Below are 15,388 nucleotides of genomic sequence, written 5' to 3'. Positions count from 1 at the left end.
TCTTCAAACAATCGTTGGGTCAATATTATCGGGAGCAGCGGACAAGGGCCGCGATGGCCGTTGCGACTGGCCCGGATCAAGCGGTGGATTGTCGTCTTCACTCTTGGCAGGCCCCTTGGCGACAAGTTTCAGCATATAGCTGACACCAGTACCAAAGACGGCAAAATACATGACCATGAAGATGATCAAGGTGGTCGACAGCGCGAGCGCCGAATGGTTCGACACACCATCCGCAGTGCGCATCACGCCATAGACCAGCCAGGGTTGACGACCGATTTCGGTCGTATACCATCCCGCCAGGATTGCGATCAGACCCGATGGCCCCATCCAGATTGCGAAGCGCAGGAACCATTTTTGTGCATATAGCGCGCTGCGCAACCGTAACCAGACGCTCCAGACGCCAAGCAGGAGCATGAGCATGCCAAGACCGACCATGACGCGGAAGGACCAGAACACCACCGTTGAATTCGGGCGATCTTCGGGGGCGAATTCACTTAGCCCCGGATATTGCCCGTCAAGGCTATGCGTCAAAATGAGCCCTCCAAGCCTTGGTATCTCAATTTTATAGAGAGTTTCCTCGCTTTCCATGTCCGGCCAGCCGAACAGAATGAGCGGCACGCCAGCCCCTGGCACATTTCGCCAATGGCCTTCCATGGCTGCGACCTTCGCGGGTTGATGCTCGAGCGTGTTCAGGCCATGCAAGTCGCCGACGAATATCTGTACGGGTGTAACCGCCAAAATCATCCACATGGCCATGGAGAACATCTTGCGCACGCGCGCATCCTTACGACCGCGTAGCAGATGCCACGCACCTGAAGCGCTGACAAAAAGCGCCGTTGCGAGAAAGGCGGCCACAGTCATGTGGGCAAGCCGATAAGGGAAGGACGGATTGAAAATAACTTTGAACCAGTCTACCGGCACGACAACGTTATTGACGATCTCAAATCCTTGCGGCGTCTGCATCCAGCTATTTGAAGCCAGAATCCATGTTGCGGAGATCAAGGTGCCGATCGCCACCATAATTGTCGCAAAGAAATGAAGACCCGGCCCGACCTTATTCCAGCCGAACAGCATGACCCCGAGAAAGCCGGCTTCAAGAAAAAAAGCCGTCAAAACTTCATAAGCGAGCAATGGCCCCGTTATCGATCCGGCAAAGGCCGAAAAGTAACTCCAATTGGTTCCGAACTGGTAAGCCATGACGAGCCCGGATACGACGCCCATCGCGAAATTGACCGCGAAAATCTGCGACCAGAAATGATAAAGATCGCGATAGACGGTATCTTTTTTCCAAAGCCAAAGCCCTTCGAGAACGGCAAGATAACTCGCAAGCCCTATCGTGATCGCGGGAAACACGATGTGAAACGAAATGGTGAAGCCAAACTGGATACGAGCCAGCTCAAGAGCGGTCAGTCCGAGCATTTTGCAGCCTCCTGCGACTGAGGAATTTCGCTGTTATCCTCACCAAAAAGAGAGAACTGTCCGCTCCCAAACGTAACAGCAGTTTTCTTTCGTGTATCAACGGAAAGTTGAAAGACGTCGGGGCGCGCATAATGCCCGGCAACGTCAAGGTCATATTTTCCGCGCGCAATGATGCGTCGGTCGATTTCGGCAATCTTGATCGTCTCACCGGTAAAATCGGGTTCCACCAGCACATTTCCAAGCGGGTCAATGATGCATGAGCCGCCTCGGATCAGGACAGTGCTCGGATCATCACCCTGAATCGGCGCATAATCGGCAGGGCCATCGCTCCTCGTGAGGTATTGGCACGCCGAGATTACAAAACAGCGCCCTTCAAGGGCGATCGTGCGCATGGTCGGAAGCCAGGCATCGCGGTCATCAACTGTCGGCGCGCAATAGAGTTCCACACCTTGCGCATACATCGCCGCGCGAAGCAGCGGCATGTAGTTTTCCCAGCATATGACACTGCCGATGCGCCCGATTGGTGTGTCGACCACACCGATCGTCGAGCCGTCGCCAAAGCCCCAGACCAGTCTCTCCAGCGCCGTCGGCATCAGTTTGCGGTGCTTGTAGAGAAGCTTGCCTGCAGGAGAGTAAGTCAGGGTCGAGCAGTAGAGCGTGCCGCCATCCCGCTCGATGATGCCCACGACCAAATGCACGCCATTGTCCCGCGCGATCTCACCGATGCGCGATGCCTCCGGGCCCGGAATATCAATGGCACTCTCGAAATAACGGCGAAATTCTTCGCGGCCTTCCGGGCTTCTAAGCCCAAGCCGGGCACCGAAATCCAAACCCTTCGGATAGCCTCCGACAAAAGCCTCCGGGAAGACAACGAGCTCGGCACCTCTGCCTGCGGCTTCGCGAGTTAACTCAGCGAGCTTCGCTACCGTCTTGGATGTGTTGAACAGGACGGAAGCGGCTTGAACGACTGCGGCTTTGATGAGAGACATGGCAAACAATCCTGAAATTACACGACGGCGCGTGTGCTGAGTGAGGGCTGCGAGATGAGGTTGGCAAGTTGGTTGAGACCGTCTTCCAGATCTCCGCGGTCTGGAGCTACACCGAGGGAAATCCTCACGGCTTCGATGGGATGTGCATCGGTTGCGAAGACTGAAGCTGGCACGATTGAGACACCGGCTCGATCAGCATACGCCGCAAAGTCAGCCGCGCGCCAATAATGGGGAAGATGCAACCATAGATGGTGACCGTGGGGATCGGCTGCATAATCGTATCCTTCGAGGATTGATCTTGCTAATTCTTGACGCGCTGCGTTTTCGTGGCGAATAGACCGAGTAATCTGGCTCATAGTGCCGTCCGAAATCCATCGGTTTGCCAAAGCTGACATAAGTGGCGGAGCCATCAAACTAGTCGCGCGCAACACACCCGCAAGTCGAAGAACCTTTGGACTGTTGGGCCCAATGACATAGGCAATCCGCAGGGCTGGGCTTGCACATTTGGAAAGCGTTGCGATGTGCCAGCTGATTTCAGGCGCCAATTCCACCATCGAAACTGTATGGTCCGGTTTCAATGGTGCATAGGGATCATCCTCGATGACTGCGACACCATTCTTGATGGCTATAGAAGCCAAAGCGCGACGGCGATCTTCCGGCAACGTCGCAGTGGTCGGGTTGTCGATGCTGGGAATGATATAAATCGCTTTTGGCAGACGCTCGCGGCACACCTTTTCGAAGGCATCGGGAATGATCCCCTTCTCGTCCATTGCCAGAGGTTCGATCACCACCCCTTTTTGAGCAGCAACTGCCTTGAGGCCGGGATAGGTCATGGCACCTGTCGCCAATATGTCACCCCGATCAAGCAGCAGCTCACACACACCGAACAATGCGCTCTGAGCACCACCTGACACGACAATGCGATCAGGCGTAACACCCTCAATCCGGGAACGCAGCCAGTTTGCTGCAGCTTGCCTGTCCGGTTCCGACCCTGTGCTTTCGTGATAATGAAGGTTAAGCAGTCCTCGCGTGCCCCCTAGAACGTCCGCGATTCCACTGGGAAAGACCTTCCTGAAATCGATATCAGACGGCTGCGAAGGAATGTTCATGCTCAGGTCGATCAGCGACGGCGCCTGATCATGAGACTCGCTATCGAGTGTTTCACTGATGAACGTCCCGCGACCGGCTTGTGCCTCGACAAGCCCTCGTCGACGGGCTTCATTGAAAGCACGCGTGACTGTGGTGAGATCGACGTTAAGCGCCTCCGCGATCACACGTTGTGCCGGCAAGCGGTCTCCCCCCGCAACCCTTCCAGAGCGAATATCGGCTTCCAACGCCTCTACGATACCGAGGTATTTCATCCTCGCGCTTTCGATTAGTCGTGGTTTCCACATCTCTCGCCCTCACATTGTATGGTTTATAAACATACAGATTTATATCATGTATGGATTTATTATGGAAGTGGGAGACAGTTCGCGCGCAGTGCTCTGATAAAGAGGGAGCACATTTTTATATCGGCCCCTCGCACACCAAAGATTCTATTACGTGGCTTTAGGCTCGCGGCCCGTTACTTTGACGGAAATGGTGTGAGACCATCCGTTTGGATACGAGGAAAAAGGGCGAAGGAGATGCGGTCACTTTCGAGACTTTTTTGCCAAAGCAGCCGGGCTGATCGGCCACGCGCTTCGGACACCGAAGTGAGCAGGCTGTCTGCTACGTCAAGACGCTAAATGGGGAGGCCGTTATTCGCGTCTTTCCTTGCATATCTGGACATTTCAGGTGCCATTTCCATTAAACAAATGAGTCCTGAGCCTGACTGCAGAAGCGGCGATGTGAACTCTCATGAAGGAATCCCAAAATAAGAAAACCCAAGTAATTTTATGTTGGCTCGTCTACTCATTAATTGAAAAGTCCTTCTCCACTTCTGCTCTCCTTCTCTCCTTCTCCTCTTTATCTTTATCATAATGCCACTTGATCGCAAAAAACATAGCAACACCTAGAACGACAAGCTTAAACCCACCGGCTATTATAGGGAACCATTCCATTCTAATCTTTCCTTTCTTTTATTCATTGAGCAGTATCCTGACGCCAGATTTTTGGGAGCCAATAGACGAAAGCCATTGGAAGGCGTGTAAGGATAGCGCTGCAATAATCGTTTAGTAACATTCGCAAATAGACCCTCACTCTCACAATGGGAGACAATGGTCTCGTGAGAGTTCGGCTTAATTGCTTCTGATTTTAGTTAGGGGCTGTGAACATGACCGGAAAGCTTTCGTAGCGATATTCGCTCTTTTGGAGGCTCTACGGCACAATATTAAGAGATACCTCTCGCATTAAACTATCCTCAAATTTCACGAATTAAGCCGCCTGACTTGCCTCGAACCAGCCCAGTTGATTGGCCACTTTCAAGAAGGCCTCGATAAATGAACGCATATGAGCGTCGGTATGAAACGGTGTTGGCGTGAGACGCAGCCGCTCTTGTCCGCGTGCGACCGTCGGGTAATTTATGGGCTGGACATAGATTGCATGTTCCATCAGCAGCCGCTCACTGAGGACGCGACAAAGATGTGCATCTCCGACGATTACGGGCAGGATATGGCTCGGCGTGTCGAGAACAGGTATCCCAGCATCAAGGAGCATTGATTTGAAGCGGGCTACGTTGGCGGCCTGGAGCTGCCGGTCTTGAGGACTGGCTTTTACGTGCCGGATAGCCGCAAGGGCTCCCGCAGCAACATGAGGAGAGAGAGAAGTCGTGAAGATAAAGCTGTCTGCCATGCTGCGGATGACATCGATCAGCAGTGCCGATCCCGCAACGTAGCCGCCCATGACACCGAAAGCTTTAGCAAGCGTCCCCTCAATTACCGTGATACGATGCGCAAGCCCCTCTCGTTCGGCAATACCACCACCACGTTCGCCATAAAGGCCAACGGCATGCACCTCATCCAGATAGGTCAGCGCTCCATGCTTGTCTGCGACGTCGCAAATGGCCCTGATCGGTGCAATATCGCCGTCCATACTATAGACGCTTTCGAACGCGATGATCTTGGGACGTTCGGGGTCAACGCTGCTCAGCAGCTCGTCAAGGTGACCCACATCGTTGTGTCGAAATATGAACTTATCCGCACCCGATCGGCGAATACCTTCAATCATAGAATTGTGATTCTGGGCGTCTGAGAAGATTGCGCAGTTTGGAAGCATACGCCCGAGGGTGCCAAGTGCGGCTAGATTGGAAACCCAGCCTGACGTGAAGAGGAGAGCTGCCTGTTTACCGTGCAGATCCGCTATTTCTGCTTCGAGCTCGACATGTTGGCGATTTGTACCAGAGATGTTCCGTGTACCCCCGGTGCCAGCTCCAAATGAATCGATGGCACCGCGCATTGCTGCTAGTACATCTGAATGCTGTCCCATACCAAGATAGTCATTGCTGCACCAAACTGTTACGCGCTGCTCTTTACCATCGGGCCGATGCCATAACGCGGTTGGGAATTCACCCGCTATCCGCTCCAACTGGGCGAAAGTTCTATACCTGCCATCATCTTTCATATCCGAGAGCAGCTTTTTGAAGGTCGTATCGTAGTCCATGTGAATGTCCTTGACTGCAGGCACCCAGCCGTCAGCGTAAATACATCGTCATCCCCACTCTATATGTATGCTATTTAGCCATACAATACAATAAAAATGTATGCCGCCCATGAGCATTGCCCAGTTGTTTGTCCTGAACGGGTCGGTCTCAGAGCAAGCGGCAAGATTATCGAAAGCACGGTGTGCTAGCAGCCGGCTCTATTGCCACACATTTGAAACCGAAAGAATTGCCAGGATCGTGTGTCTCTCAAATTCGATCCTGCTCAGAATAGATGGCTACGGAGTGGGCCACGCCTGAGCGACCTCAGAGAAACGCAGCACCCTTCCAATGGTGGGGCAAAGTTCTTCTGTGGCGAAGCTTTCACTTCACCTTCGCTATTGTCTCTTCGGTGCGCATAATTGAAACAGGTGAACGGGATGGCGTCCGATTTCAAAGGTGCTCATCTCGCAAAAAGTGTCATTCTGTATGCTGTTTTCTTCTATGTCCGATATTCAGTTTCTTATCGCGACTTTCATGAAATCATGGCCGAACATGGCATAGAGATTAACCATGCGACATTGAACCGGTGGGCTGGTCGATGCTCATCAAAGATTACGGCTCAAGCACAAAGACGTGAACAGCCGAAACGAGGCGTATGGCGTGTTAACGTGATCTTTATAAAGATCAAAGGCACATGGACTTATCTGTATCGGACTATTGATTATCATGGTCAAACTCTGGCTTCATGCTCTCAAGCACCGAAACCTGACTGCTGCCCGGCGTCTCTTTAACAGGGCTACCGCAAGCAACGGCGTTCTACACAATATTGTCATTGATAAAAGCGCAGCCAGTTTAGCCAGTGCGCAGTGTAACCAATATCCTGAAAATCACGGGCACGGGTCCGTTAATTGAAATTCTACAGGTCAAACACCTCAAGAATACCCTTGAGTAAGATCATCGTTTTATCAAACGTATCACCAAACACCTGCTGGGCTTCAACGCTTTTCATTCAGCCTCAGCAACGATGGTGGGTATTGAATTTGCACATATGATCTCTAAGCACCAGTTCGCAATTGACGCTTGTTTGCAATTTGAGGGCTTTGCGGAGCTTCCAGCCTGATTGCATCCAGAAATAAAGCCGCATTTAACCTATTGAAAAATTTGCGACAGAACCGGCTAAAATTGTACAGATGTTGACTGTCATGACGTAAGTAGAGTGCAATTGCCTCTCGTCGATCGAACTACAATCACAGTTTTCGCCATTCCAAACCAAGCGCTGTCATTTTGCGATAAAGTGTGGCGCGACCGATCCCCAGATCACGTGCTGCCTGGGCAACGTTGCCGTCCGCGTGCTTCAACGCTCGGATAACTTCCGAACGGAGTGCAATGGCAAGGTTGGCACCGACCCGGTTCGCTTCGGGAAGAATGTCAGATAGCGGAGGGCATCGCCTTAGTTTGGAAGCAGACAGTGCAAGGCTTCGCCGTGCTAAACGGTTTGCTCCGACGACAAGTTCGTTTTGGTCCACGGCAACCAGTGCAGCCCCAGCGCCATGCTGATTCGCCAAAGTAATAATTTTGTGTCGTTCGAACTCAGCATGAAAGAGCGCTGTCGAAATCTGAAGCGCTGCCGCTTGAACAGCAAAAGCGGTAAGGCGGGCCTGGATTTCAGTGATATCACCGCGACATGCGGATAAATTGAGAACCCCTGCCAGTGTAGCATCAGGCGCTTCGATCGGTGCCCCAATACAGACGAGTGGCAGGTTACGAGCAAAGAAGTGCTGATCTTGCCAGATCGTGTTTGCTCGCCCCTCAAAAAGACAGATGCCGATTGCATTCGTTCCTTCAGATTCTTCTGACCAGTCTGCGCCGACCGCTAGGCCCAATAGGTCGAACTCGGTATTGTCAGATTGCCGTGTCCGCCGGTTCACGATCATTCCGGTGTTGTCGGAGAGAAATATCCCAGTTCCAGGTTCGATGGTCAGGGTCGCCAGACGCGACACAGCAGCATCGGAGCTTCGCAGCAACTTCTCCGATTGCTCTCGCCGTTCGGAAAGTCGGCTGGAATCAAGTCGAGGACGACGCTGACGGCTCTGTGGATCGAGCGCGTAAAGCTTCAGGGAGCGTTGCCAGGATGCGGCTAGGGTCGAACGCCCTGCAGCTGAGGATGAGACAGCGTTTCGGATAATCTCATCATGCAAGCTTTGAGATCGAAGAGCGGACTCCAAAGTTTTACTTCCTTTGCCCAGGCTGAGGGTATGTCGGACTATCTGTCGAATTTACACCTTCTGCGGTCATTAAGACAACAGGGCGGAATTTATATGGAATACCGCCCTCATGTGAGGGGTTAAGGGGACTGATATGAAAATCTGTGATAAAGTGTCTCGATTACGAGGCATATTGTTGAAGGAAAAAACGGTTTGTTGCCGCAGTACATTGTATTCAGTCGCTCCCGGCTGCATCCGTGCGCGAGAACGAACATGCATCCTGCCCCACTGCCAGGAATCGATACCGAATGCTGAAATCTATACTCAAAACATTTGCCGCCCTGATCATCGTCGTCGCGGCTGGGTTTGGTGTCTATGCCTATCATGGTTCGATACCGCCAATGCCCCCTGCGGAGCGGCCGGCATTCGATGCCGCCACGATCGAACACGGGCGTACACTCGTCGCGGCCGGCTATTGTGCCGAATGTCACACCGCGAAGGGCGGACAGCCCTTCGCAGGCAATTTCCCGATCGTCACCGCCTTCGGCACCATCTACGGATCCAATATCACGCCGGATCCCGATACCGGCATCGGCAAATGGTCTCCCGCAGCCTTTCGCCGCGCTCTGCACGATGGCGTCGATGCGGATGGACGGTATCTTTTCCCTGCCTTCCCCTACGATCATTTCACCAAGATATCGGATCAGGATGTGGATGCCATCTATGCCTACATCATGACGCAGGTAACACCCGTCAGCGAGGTAACGAAGCCGACAGACATACCCTTCCCGCTGAATATCCGCTTCTTGCAGGCTGGCTGGAGCCTCCTCTTCGTTGATCGCGGCCGCTATGTGCCTGATTCCGCCAAGTCTGAGGAATGGAACCGTGGCGCCTATCTTGTCGACGGCATCAGCCACTGTGGCGCCTGCCATACGCCGCGCAACTTGCTCGGCGCAGAGAAGTCCAATACCAAGTTCATGGGTGCCAATCTCGACAACTGGACCGCTCCGGCCATCAACGCCGAAAGCCCAGCGGGCGTGCCATGGACTGCAGCTGATTTCGCTCAGTACCTGAAGGAAGGGTCGGACCGCTTCCATGGCGTGGCCACTGGTCCCATGTCGCCGGTCGTTCATGAGGGTATCCGGGCGCTTCCCGACAGCGATATCGCAGCGATCGCGACCTATCTTGGTGACATCGCTGGCGCTGGAGAGGTCGACCCCGCAACGCTGCAGGCCGTCAATGTGAGCATCGCCGCCGGCAAGCCAGATCCGAGTTATCGCGAAAGCCTTGGTGAACGGCTCTATGCCTCTACCTGTGCCTCCTGTCACTACAACAATTCGGCCAGCAACCTGAAGGCGGAGCGTCCGGACCTCGGGATCAACTCCGCAACGCGCCTCGATGATCCGGCAAATCTGATCCGTGTCATTCTCGATGGCGTGCCAACCCGCGAAGGCGCGCATGGTATCGTGATGCCCGCCTACCGTAATGCTCTCAACGACGAACAGATTTCCGTGATCGCTACCTATCTTCGGGCAAGCCGCACTCACCTGCCTGCCTGGCCGGACCTCGAAGCCCGGGTGAAGGATTTGCGCGCTTACGTCGGAACCCATTGAAGGATCAAACCATGACCGAGTTCACTATCAATGGGCGTAAAGTTCGCCTGGATGCCGATCCGGATATGCCGCTCCTGTGGGCGATCCGAGATGAGGTGGGCCTGACCGGCACTAAGTTTGGCTGTGGCATCGGCCTTTGCGGCGCCTGCACCGTGCATGTCGGCGGACGCCCGACGCGTAGCTGCATCACCGCAATACGGGATGTCGATGGCGGCGAGATCACGACGATCGAAGGCCTCGATCCTAAGGGCGAACATCCTGTCCAGGTCGCCTGGCAGAAGCTGCAGGTGCCGCAATGCGGCTATTGCCAGTCAGGCCAGATCATGACCGCCGCAGCCATGCTCAAGGATATCCCCAACCCGACGGACGACGACATCGATGCGGTGATGACCGGCAATGTCTGTCGCTGCATGACCTATAACCGTATCCGCGCCGCCGTGCGCGAGGCAGCCGCCACGATGCGCGGGGAGGTGACCAATGGCTGAACGCAGACTGATGGCGGCGCCCAAATCGCGATTGCCCGACCTGACCCGCCGCGGCTTCCTCGTCTCCATGTGCGCCGCGGGAGCGGTGTTCGGCTTTCCCAAGGGCGGCCTGCAGGCGGCCATGGACCCTGCCGCGCAACGGGGCATGCCCATCGAACCCGCAGGTGACAAATACGAGCCGGCAATCTGGTACTGGATCGATGCCGCCGGCAAGGTGAATGTCAACATCATCCGGGCCGAAATGGGCCAGCATGTCGGGTCGGCGATTGCCCGCATCCTTGCCGCAGAACTTGGCGCCAACTGGGATGACGTGCGCATCACCCATGTCGATACCGACAAGAAGTGGGGCCTGATGGTGACCGGTGGCAGTTGGTCCGTCTGGATGAGCTGGCCGATCTATCGTCAGTCAGGCGCCGCCGGACGGCTGGCGCTCACTGAAAAGGCTTCGGGCCTCTGGGGCGTCCCGGCAGATCAGATCACCGTCGACAACGGCGTCGTTTCGGGTGGAGGGCATTCAGCCACATTCGGCGAACTGGTGGCTTCCGGCATCACCCGCAGCTTCACCGAGGATGAGCTGAAGGCGCTGCCTCTGCGCCCGCATTCCGAACTCAAGCTCCTCGGTATGGACAAGCCGGCGCTCGATATTTACGGCAAGACGACGGGCCAGACGATCTACGGCATTGACGCGAAGATGGATGGCATGGTCCACGCCACTCCTATCCTTCCCCCAACCCGCTACGACTGCAAGATCAAGTCGATCGACGACAGCGCGGCCAAGGCCGTGAAAGGCTATCAGCAGGTCCTGACCCTCGACGATCCGTCGGGCACCGTGCCAGGCTGGGCCATGGTGATTGCCGATACCCATTGGGCCGCCGAACGGGCTGCTGGCTTGATACGCATAGAGTACGACGTCGCGGGCAACGCCAATACCGTCGGCGAGGCGGAGATCCAGGCCGAAAACAAGCGTCTGATCGACGACCCCTCCACCGGCGCGCTCCTCGATACCGGCGACGTGAATGTCGACCCTGTATTCGCCAAAGCGGCGGATATGTTTGAGGCAAGCTACTCTACCCAGACCGTCCTGCACTTCCAGCTCGAACCCCTCAATGCACTGGCCTTCCGCAATCCGGAAGGCGTTTGGGAAATCCACACCGGCAATCAATGGCAATCGCTCTGCCTGCCATGGCTCACCAAGGCCCTCGGCGTTGCGGACGATCAGGTCGTCATGCGCAGCTACATGCTCGGCGGCGGCTTTGGTCGGCGCTTGAATGGCGACTATACAGTTCCTGCTGCACTCGCCTCCAAGGCGCTCGGCGGAAGACCGGTAAAGATGGTGATGTCTCGGGCGGATGATGCGCTGTTCGATTCCGTGCGACCGCCCACCTTGTCGCGACTTCGCATGGCCTTCGACGCCGAGAAGAAGGTCGTCGCCATGGATACCGCCGTTGCTTCTGCCTGGCCGACCAAGGTCATGTTGCCAGCCTTCATGTCCAAGGGCGTGAATGGCCAGCCTTTTGATCCCTTTGCATCGGACGGGGCAGACCATTGGTACGAGACGGGAGCCCAACGTGCTCGCGCAATCTCCAATGAACTCGCCGAGGCGACCTTCCGTCCCGGCTGGCTGCGTTCAGTTTCGCCCGGCTGGATCAATTTCGCCGTCGAAAGCTTCATGGACGAGGCGGCCCATCACGTCGGCGCCGACCCGCTGCAGTTCCGGCTAGACCACCTCACCACGCAAGGGCGCAATGCGGGATCCGCACCAAGCGCTGTCGGTGGCGCAAGCCGCCAGGCGGCGGTGCTGAGGCGTGTCGCGGAGATATCCGGCTACGGCAAAGATGGCCTGCCTGCGGATACCGCGATCGGCATCGCCACGACCTATGGTCAATCTCGGTCCATGCCGACATGGGTGGGCGGCGCCGTCCAGCTTCATGTCAATCGCACCACCGGATTTATCGATGTCCAGAAAATCTGGCTCGTCGTTGATTGCGGTACTGTTGTTGATCCGAATGGTGCGCATGCGCAAATCGAGGGCGGTGCGATGTGGGGCGTTTCAATGGCTTTGCTCGAAGGTACGCAATTCGCCAAGGGCCGGGTGGTTGACACAAATCTCGACACCTATACGCCGATGCGCATGATCGATGCGCCGGAAACGGTAATCGAACTGGTGGATAGCACGGAAGCGCCGACCGGCCTTGGCGAACCGGGCACGACCGTCGTCGCCCCGGCCATCGCCAACGCAATCTTCAACGCCGTGGGTCTGCGCATGCGGCATCTGCCGATCACGCCGCAGGCCATCCGCACCGCGCTGAAGGCGCAAAGCTGAGACAGCGCTGCGCGACAGCGGGCCCCTGAGCCAAGCCTTGCGGTTTCTCGCCGCAAGGCAACCGGGTTCATTCCAGCGCGGATCTTATGTTCTCAAGATGCCACCAGCCGCGGTAACGGCCTCAGGGGTATCCACGTCCAGATGCGCCGCATCGCCAATATCGACATCGACGACCGGCAGCCCGGATGTTTCGATGATATGTCGCGCGCCCACATCGCCTTCAAGTCGCATCACGGCGTCGCCAAGCGACCGGGGGAGAATTACCGGATTGCCTCGCTTGCCGCGCGATACCGCACGAACGACTGCTCGCCCGGATGCCGCGCGAAAGGCCGCGATCAGGAGGTCGAGGTCGACAGCCGTCACGCCAGGCATATCGGCAAGCATGACGAGAACCCCATCGGCACCGCGGGCCGGTACGGCCAAAAATCCTGATATCAGCGAGCTTGCCATTCCAGACGCATAATCCGGGTTCTCAACGGTCGTGACTTTCAATCCCAGAAGCGCAGCCTCAATCTCACCCCGCCGATGACCAGTCACGACGGTGACGGATGCAACATCGGCAGCGAGCGCTGTTTCGGCCGTCCGGCGAACCAGCGGCTTGCCGTCGAACTCTGCCAATAGCTTGTGCGTCCCGCTCTCGCCCATTCGACTGGATTTGCCGGCAGCGAGGATGACTGCTGCAACCGTCACCTGCCGGCCATTTTCCGGGGCGCTGTCTCGCGGCTGTGGCCGTGTCTCGATTTCCATCAGCAAGCCTCCGACACCCATCCCCCTCAGATCGTGCGCATCCGGTTTCTCGCCAGCCAGGATGCGATCGAGAACCCAGTCGAAACCGTTTTCCTTCGGGCTGCGCGCGCAACCCGGCGCTCCGACGACATAAGTATCGCCCAGCCGCCCAAGGACCATCAGATTACCGGGATCAACGGGCATGCCCACGCTCAGGATCTCACCGCCAGCCTGACGGATCGCCGCAGGGATGACATCGTCCTCATCGATCACAGCCGATGCCCCGAAAATAATCACGAGTCTCGGAGAACGATCCAGGGCTATCGTCGCCTGACAAATTGCAGCCGCCACAGCGTCGCTTCTGTGAGCAACGCGTAGCTCACGCGCCAGCCGATTCCCTGATGCCGCCAGCCGTCGCTCAAGAACGCGCGTCGTCTTGTCCATGACCGCGGGCTTTAGCGACGGCAGCTCCGTAGCGACAAGCGAAACAGCATGTTCGGCAAAAGGTTTGACCCCGAATGCCGCCGCCGTCGTCAACGCGTCACAGGCGGCCTTTATTTTATGGCCTGGAACGGCAAGAGGAATGATCTTGAACGTCGCCACCATGTCCCCGGCCCGCACACGCACATGATCGGCAAGACAGGCAAGCGTGATCGCAGGATCGATGTGATTGACACGATCGACAACGTCACGATCCGCTACGAAAAGCCCGTCAGTGGCCGCGTAGACATTCACGCGCCCCGTCGTAGCCTCCGAAAAACTCAGATGATCCGGTCTGATCGCTGCGGCGAGCCGCCGCGCCGCTTCGTCTTCGTCGATATCCCCGTCCTCGATCCGCACAGCCGTGACACTGGCGATACCCGCCTGCTTGAGCGCCTCGATGTCCTCACGCGAAACGCGATGTCCCTTCCGAAAGGTCCGCTCCGGTAATTTCACCGCGTGTGCCAGCCTCAGCCCCTCCGCACCGGCCACCGGAAATTCGCCGAATTTCATCAAATGCCGCCTTTCGGCGATGCCACATCGCGCGTTCGCAGCGCCTCGATGATCTGCGCGAGGATGGAGACAGCAATCTCAGCCGGATTGGAAGCGCCAATAGGCAACCCGATCGGTCCGTTGATACGGGCAAGCACCTCATCGGCAAAGCCCTCGCTCCTCAGCCGTTCCAGACGCGACGCATGGGTTTTTCGGCTTCCAAGTGCTCCGACATAGAAACAATTGCGACGCAGGGCCTCGGCAATCGGGAAATCGTCAATTTTCGGATCATGGGTCACCGCGACCAGCGCCGTGTAAGTGTCGAGCGGCCTATCCTTGAGCGCGTCCACGGGCCAGTCAGTGGTCAGGTCGTTTCCGGCAAAACGCTCCGGCGTGGCAAAAGCCGTTCGCGGATCGATGATGCGGACGTCGAAACCGGCGAGCGCTGCCATTTGGGCAAGGATCTGGCTGATATGGACGGCGCCGATGATAACGATATCGGGCGGCGGCAGATACACATTCAGGAAATAGCGCCGGTCATCGGTATCAAAGACGCTGGAACGGCCGGAGCGGAAGGCCGCAGCCATCGCCTCGCGGAGCGCACCTTCGATCTGGTCCCCTTCCGCGATGACGCGCGACTGGCCACTGTCAAGATTCGATACCAGCGCGGCCGCAACCCGCGCTTTTCGGCAGGCATTCAGCCGCTCCAGCGTTGCAAGCTCCATCAGTCGAGCCTCTCTACATAGACGCGAATGCGACCGCCGCAGGAAAGCCCGACGCGCCAGGCCGTTTCATCGGCAACGCCGAACTCCAGCATCTTTGCCCTCCCGGTAGCAATAACCTCCAGCGCTTCGGTGATGACCGCACCTTCCACGCAACCGCCGGATACAGAGCCTTCGAAATTAGCGTCGCTATCGATCACCAGATGGCTGCCGGGTGGCCGCGGCGCAGAACCCCATGTCTCGATAACGGTGGCGATTGCCACATCGCGGCCTTTCTTCTTCCAGGTTTCCGCTGTCGCCAACGGATCCAGGCTCATCATCATATCACTCATCCAGCACCTTTGACGCCCTCCAGGCCGTGTCTGCTGCAAAT

The 15,388-nt window shown here is 56.5% G+C and carries 12 protein-coding genes and 1 pseudogene; 4 read left to right on the top strand and 9 right to left on the bottom strand.

From position 1 onward, the window contains the following. Positions 1-3: 3 nt before the first annotated feature. The 5 genes from H5024_RS19075 to hemA all read right to left on the bottom strand — a co-directional run bounded on the left by H5024_RS19075 (position 4) and on the right by hemA (position 5,990). Positions 4-1,419, bottom strand: a complete 1,416-nt coding sequence (locus tag H5024_RS19075) for a cytochrome ubiquinol oxidase subunit I (protein WP_187548798.1) — start codon at positions 1,417-1,419, stop codon at positions 4-6. Continuing rightward, positions 1,407-2,408: a carbon-nitrogen hydrolase family protein gene (locus tag H5024_RS19070; protein WP_187548797.1), complete on the bottom strand. Its 1,002-nt coding sequence runs from the start codon at positions 2,406-2,408 to the stop codon at positions 1,407-1,409. The genes H5024_RS19075 and H5024_RS19070 overlap by 13 nt, the downstream gene beginning before the upstream one ends. Before the next feature lie 17 nt (positions 2,409-2,425). Continuing rightward, positions 2,426-3,769 (bottom strand): PLP-dependent aminotransferase family protein, encoded by a 1,344-nt coding sequence (locus tag H5024_RS19065; protein WP_210309769.1) that lies wholly within the window; start codon positions 3,767-3,769, stop codon positions 2,426-2,428. Between the two features lie 531 nt (positions 3,770-4,300). Then, the gene (locus tag H5024_RS19060) at positions 4,301-4,453 is read right to left on the bottom strand and encodes a hypothetical protein (RefSeq protein WP_187548795.1); all 153 of its coding nucleotides are present in this window, start codon (positions 4,451-4,453) and stop codon (positions 4,301-4,303) included. Positions 4,454-4,766: 313 nt separating this feature from the next. Beyond that, positions 4,767-5,990, bottom strand: coding sequence for a 5-aminolevulinate synthase (hemA, locus tag H5024_RS19055; protein ID WP_187548794.1), 1,224 nt, complete (start codon positions 5,988-5,990; stop codon positions 4,767-4,769). 417 nt (positions 5,991-6,407) lie between these two features. Here hemA and H5024_RS19050 point away from each other — a divergent pair. Further along, a pseudogene (locus H5024_RS19050) lies at positions 6,408-7,090 on the top strand (IS6 family transposase). Between the two features lie 127 nt (positions 7,091-7,217). On the opposite strand, the gene H5024_RS19045 reads toward H5024_RS19050, so the two are convergent. Then, positions 7,218-8,195, bottom strand: coding sequence for a helix-turn-helix domain-containing protein (locus H5024_RS19045; protein WP_187548793.1), 978 nt, complete (start codon positions 8,193-8,195; stop codon positions 7,218-7,220). 287 nt (positions 8,196-8,482) lie between these two features. Here H5024_RS19045 and H5024_RS19040 point away from each other — a divergent pair, with 287 nt between their 5' ends. From H5024_RS19040 to H5024_RS19030, 3 genes are read left to right on the top strand one after another with little or no spacing between them, the layout of a single operon-like run. Then, the gene (locus H5024_RS19040; protein ID WP_187548792.1) at positions 8,483-9,787 is read left to right on the top strand and encodes a cytochrome c; all 1,305 of its coding nucleotides are present in this window, start codon (positions 8,483-8,485) and stop codon (positions 9,785-9,787) included. Between the two features lie 11 nt (positions 9,788-9,798). Then, the gene (locus tag H5024_RS19035) at positions 9,799-10,272 is read left to right on the top strand and encodes a (2Fe-2S)-binding protein (protein WP_187548791.1); all 474 of its coding nucleotides are present in this window, start codon (positions 9,799-9,801) and stop codon (positions 10,270-10,272) included. Beyond that, complete coding sequence (locus H5024_RS19030; protein ID WP_247875392.1) at positions 10,265-12,595, top strand: molybdopterin cofactor-binding domain-containing protein; 2,331 nt, start codon at positions 10,265-10,267, stop codon at positions 12,593-12,595. The genes H5024_RS19035 and H5024_RS19030 overlap by 8 nt, the downstream gene beginning before the upstream one ends. Positions 12,596-12,679: 84 nt before the next feature. Here the strand turns inward: H5024_RS19030 and H5024_RS19025 are convergent, their stop codons facing one another. From H5024_RS19025 to H5024_RS19015, 3 genes are read right to left on the bottom strand one after another with little or no spacing between them, the layout of a single operon-like run. Continuing rightward, positions 12,680-14,314: a molybdopterin-binding/glycosyltransferase family 2 protein gene (locus H5024_RS19025; RefSeq protein WP_187548790.1), complete on the bottom strand. Its 1,635-nt coding sequence runs from the start codon at positions 14,312-14,314 to the stop codon at positions 12,680-12,682. Continuing rightward, positions 14,314-15,018 (bottom strand): XdhC family protein, encoded by a 705-nt coding sequence (locus H5024_RS19020; protein ID WP_187548789.1) that lies wholly within the window; start codon positions 15,016-15,018, stop codon positions 14,314-14,316. The genes H5024_RS19025 and H5024_RS19020 overlap by 1 nt, the downstream gene beginning before the upstream one ends. Next, on the bottom strand, positions 15,018-15,347 hold the full coding sequence (locus tag H5024_RS19015) for an XdhC family protein (RefSeq protein WP_187548788.1): 330 nt from the start codon (positions 15,345-15,347) through the stop codon (positions 15,018-15,020). Before H5024_RS19015 ends, H5024_RS19020 begins: the two co-directional genes overlap by 1 nt. Positions 15,348-15,388: the final 41 nt, after the last annotated feature.

The organism is Ochrobactrum sp. Marseille-Q0166 (genome assembly GCF_014397025.1).
Classification (GTDB): domain Bacteria; phylum Pseudomonadota; class Alphaproteobacteria; order Rhizobiales; family Rhizobiaceae; genus Brucella.
The sequence above is the reverse complement of the archived record's forward strand: the minus strand, read 5'-3'. Positions and strand labels throughout refer to the sequence as shown.

Coding starts and splice junctions, on each gene's coding strand:
- H5024_RS19075 (WP_187548798.1), bottom strand. CDS start 1,419: ATGCTCGGACTGACCGCTCTTGAGCTGGCTCGTATCCAGTTTGGCTTC.
- H5024_RS19070 (WP_187548797.1), bottom strand. CDS start 2,408: ATGTCTCTCATCAAAGCCGCAGTCGTTCAAGCCGCTTCCGTCCTGTTC.
- H5024_RS19065 (WP_210309769.1), bottom strand. CDS start 3,769: ATGAAATACCTCGGTATCGTAGAGGCGTTGGAAGCCGATATTCGCTCT.
- H5024_RS19060 (WP_187548795.1), bottom strand. CDS start 4,453: ATGGAATGGTTCCCTATAATAGCCGGTGGGTTTAAGCTTGTCGTTCTA.
- hemA (WP_187548794.1), bottom strand. CDS start 5,990: ATGGACTACGATACGACCTTCAAAAAGCTGCTCTCGGATATGAAAGAT.
- H5024_RS19040 (WP_187548792.1), top strand. CDS start 8,483: ATGCTGAAATCTATACTCAAAACATTTGCCGCCCTGATCATCGTCGTC.
- H5024_RS19035 (WP_187548791.1), top strand. CDS start 9,799: ATGACCGAGTTCACTATCAATGGGCGTAAAGTTCGCCTGGATGCCGAT.
- H5024_RS19030 (WP_247875392.1), top strand. CDS start 10,265: ATGGCTGAACGCAGACTGATGGCGGCGCCCAAATCGCGATTGCCCGAC.
- H5024_RS19025 (WP_187548790.1), bottom strand. CDS start 14,314: ATGAAATTCGGCGAATTTCCGGTGGCCGGTGCGGAGGGGCTGAGGCTG.
- H5024_RS19020 (WP_187548789.1), bottom strand. CDS start 15,018: ATGGAGCTTGCAACGCTGGAGCGGCTGAATGCCTGCCGAAAAGCGCGG.
- H5024_RS19015 (WP_187548788.1), bottom strand. CDS start 15,347: ATGAGTGATATGATGATGAGCCTGGATCCGTTGGCGACAGCGGAAACC.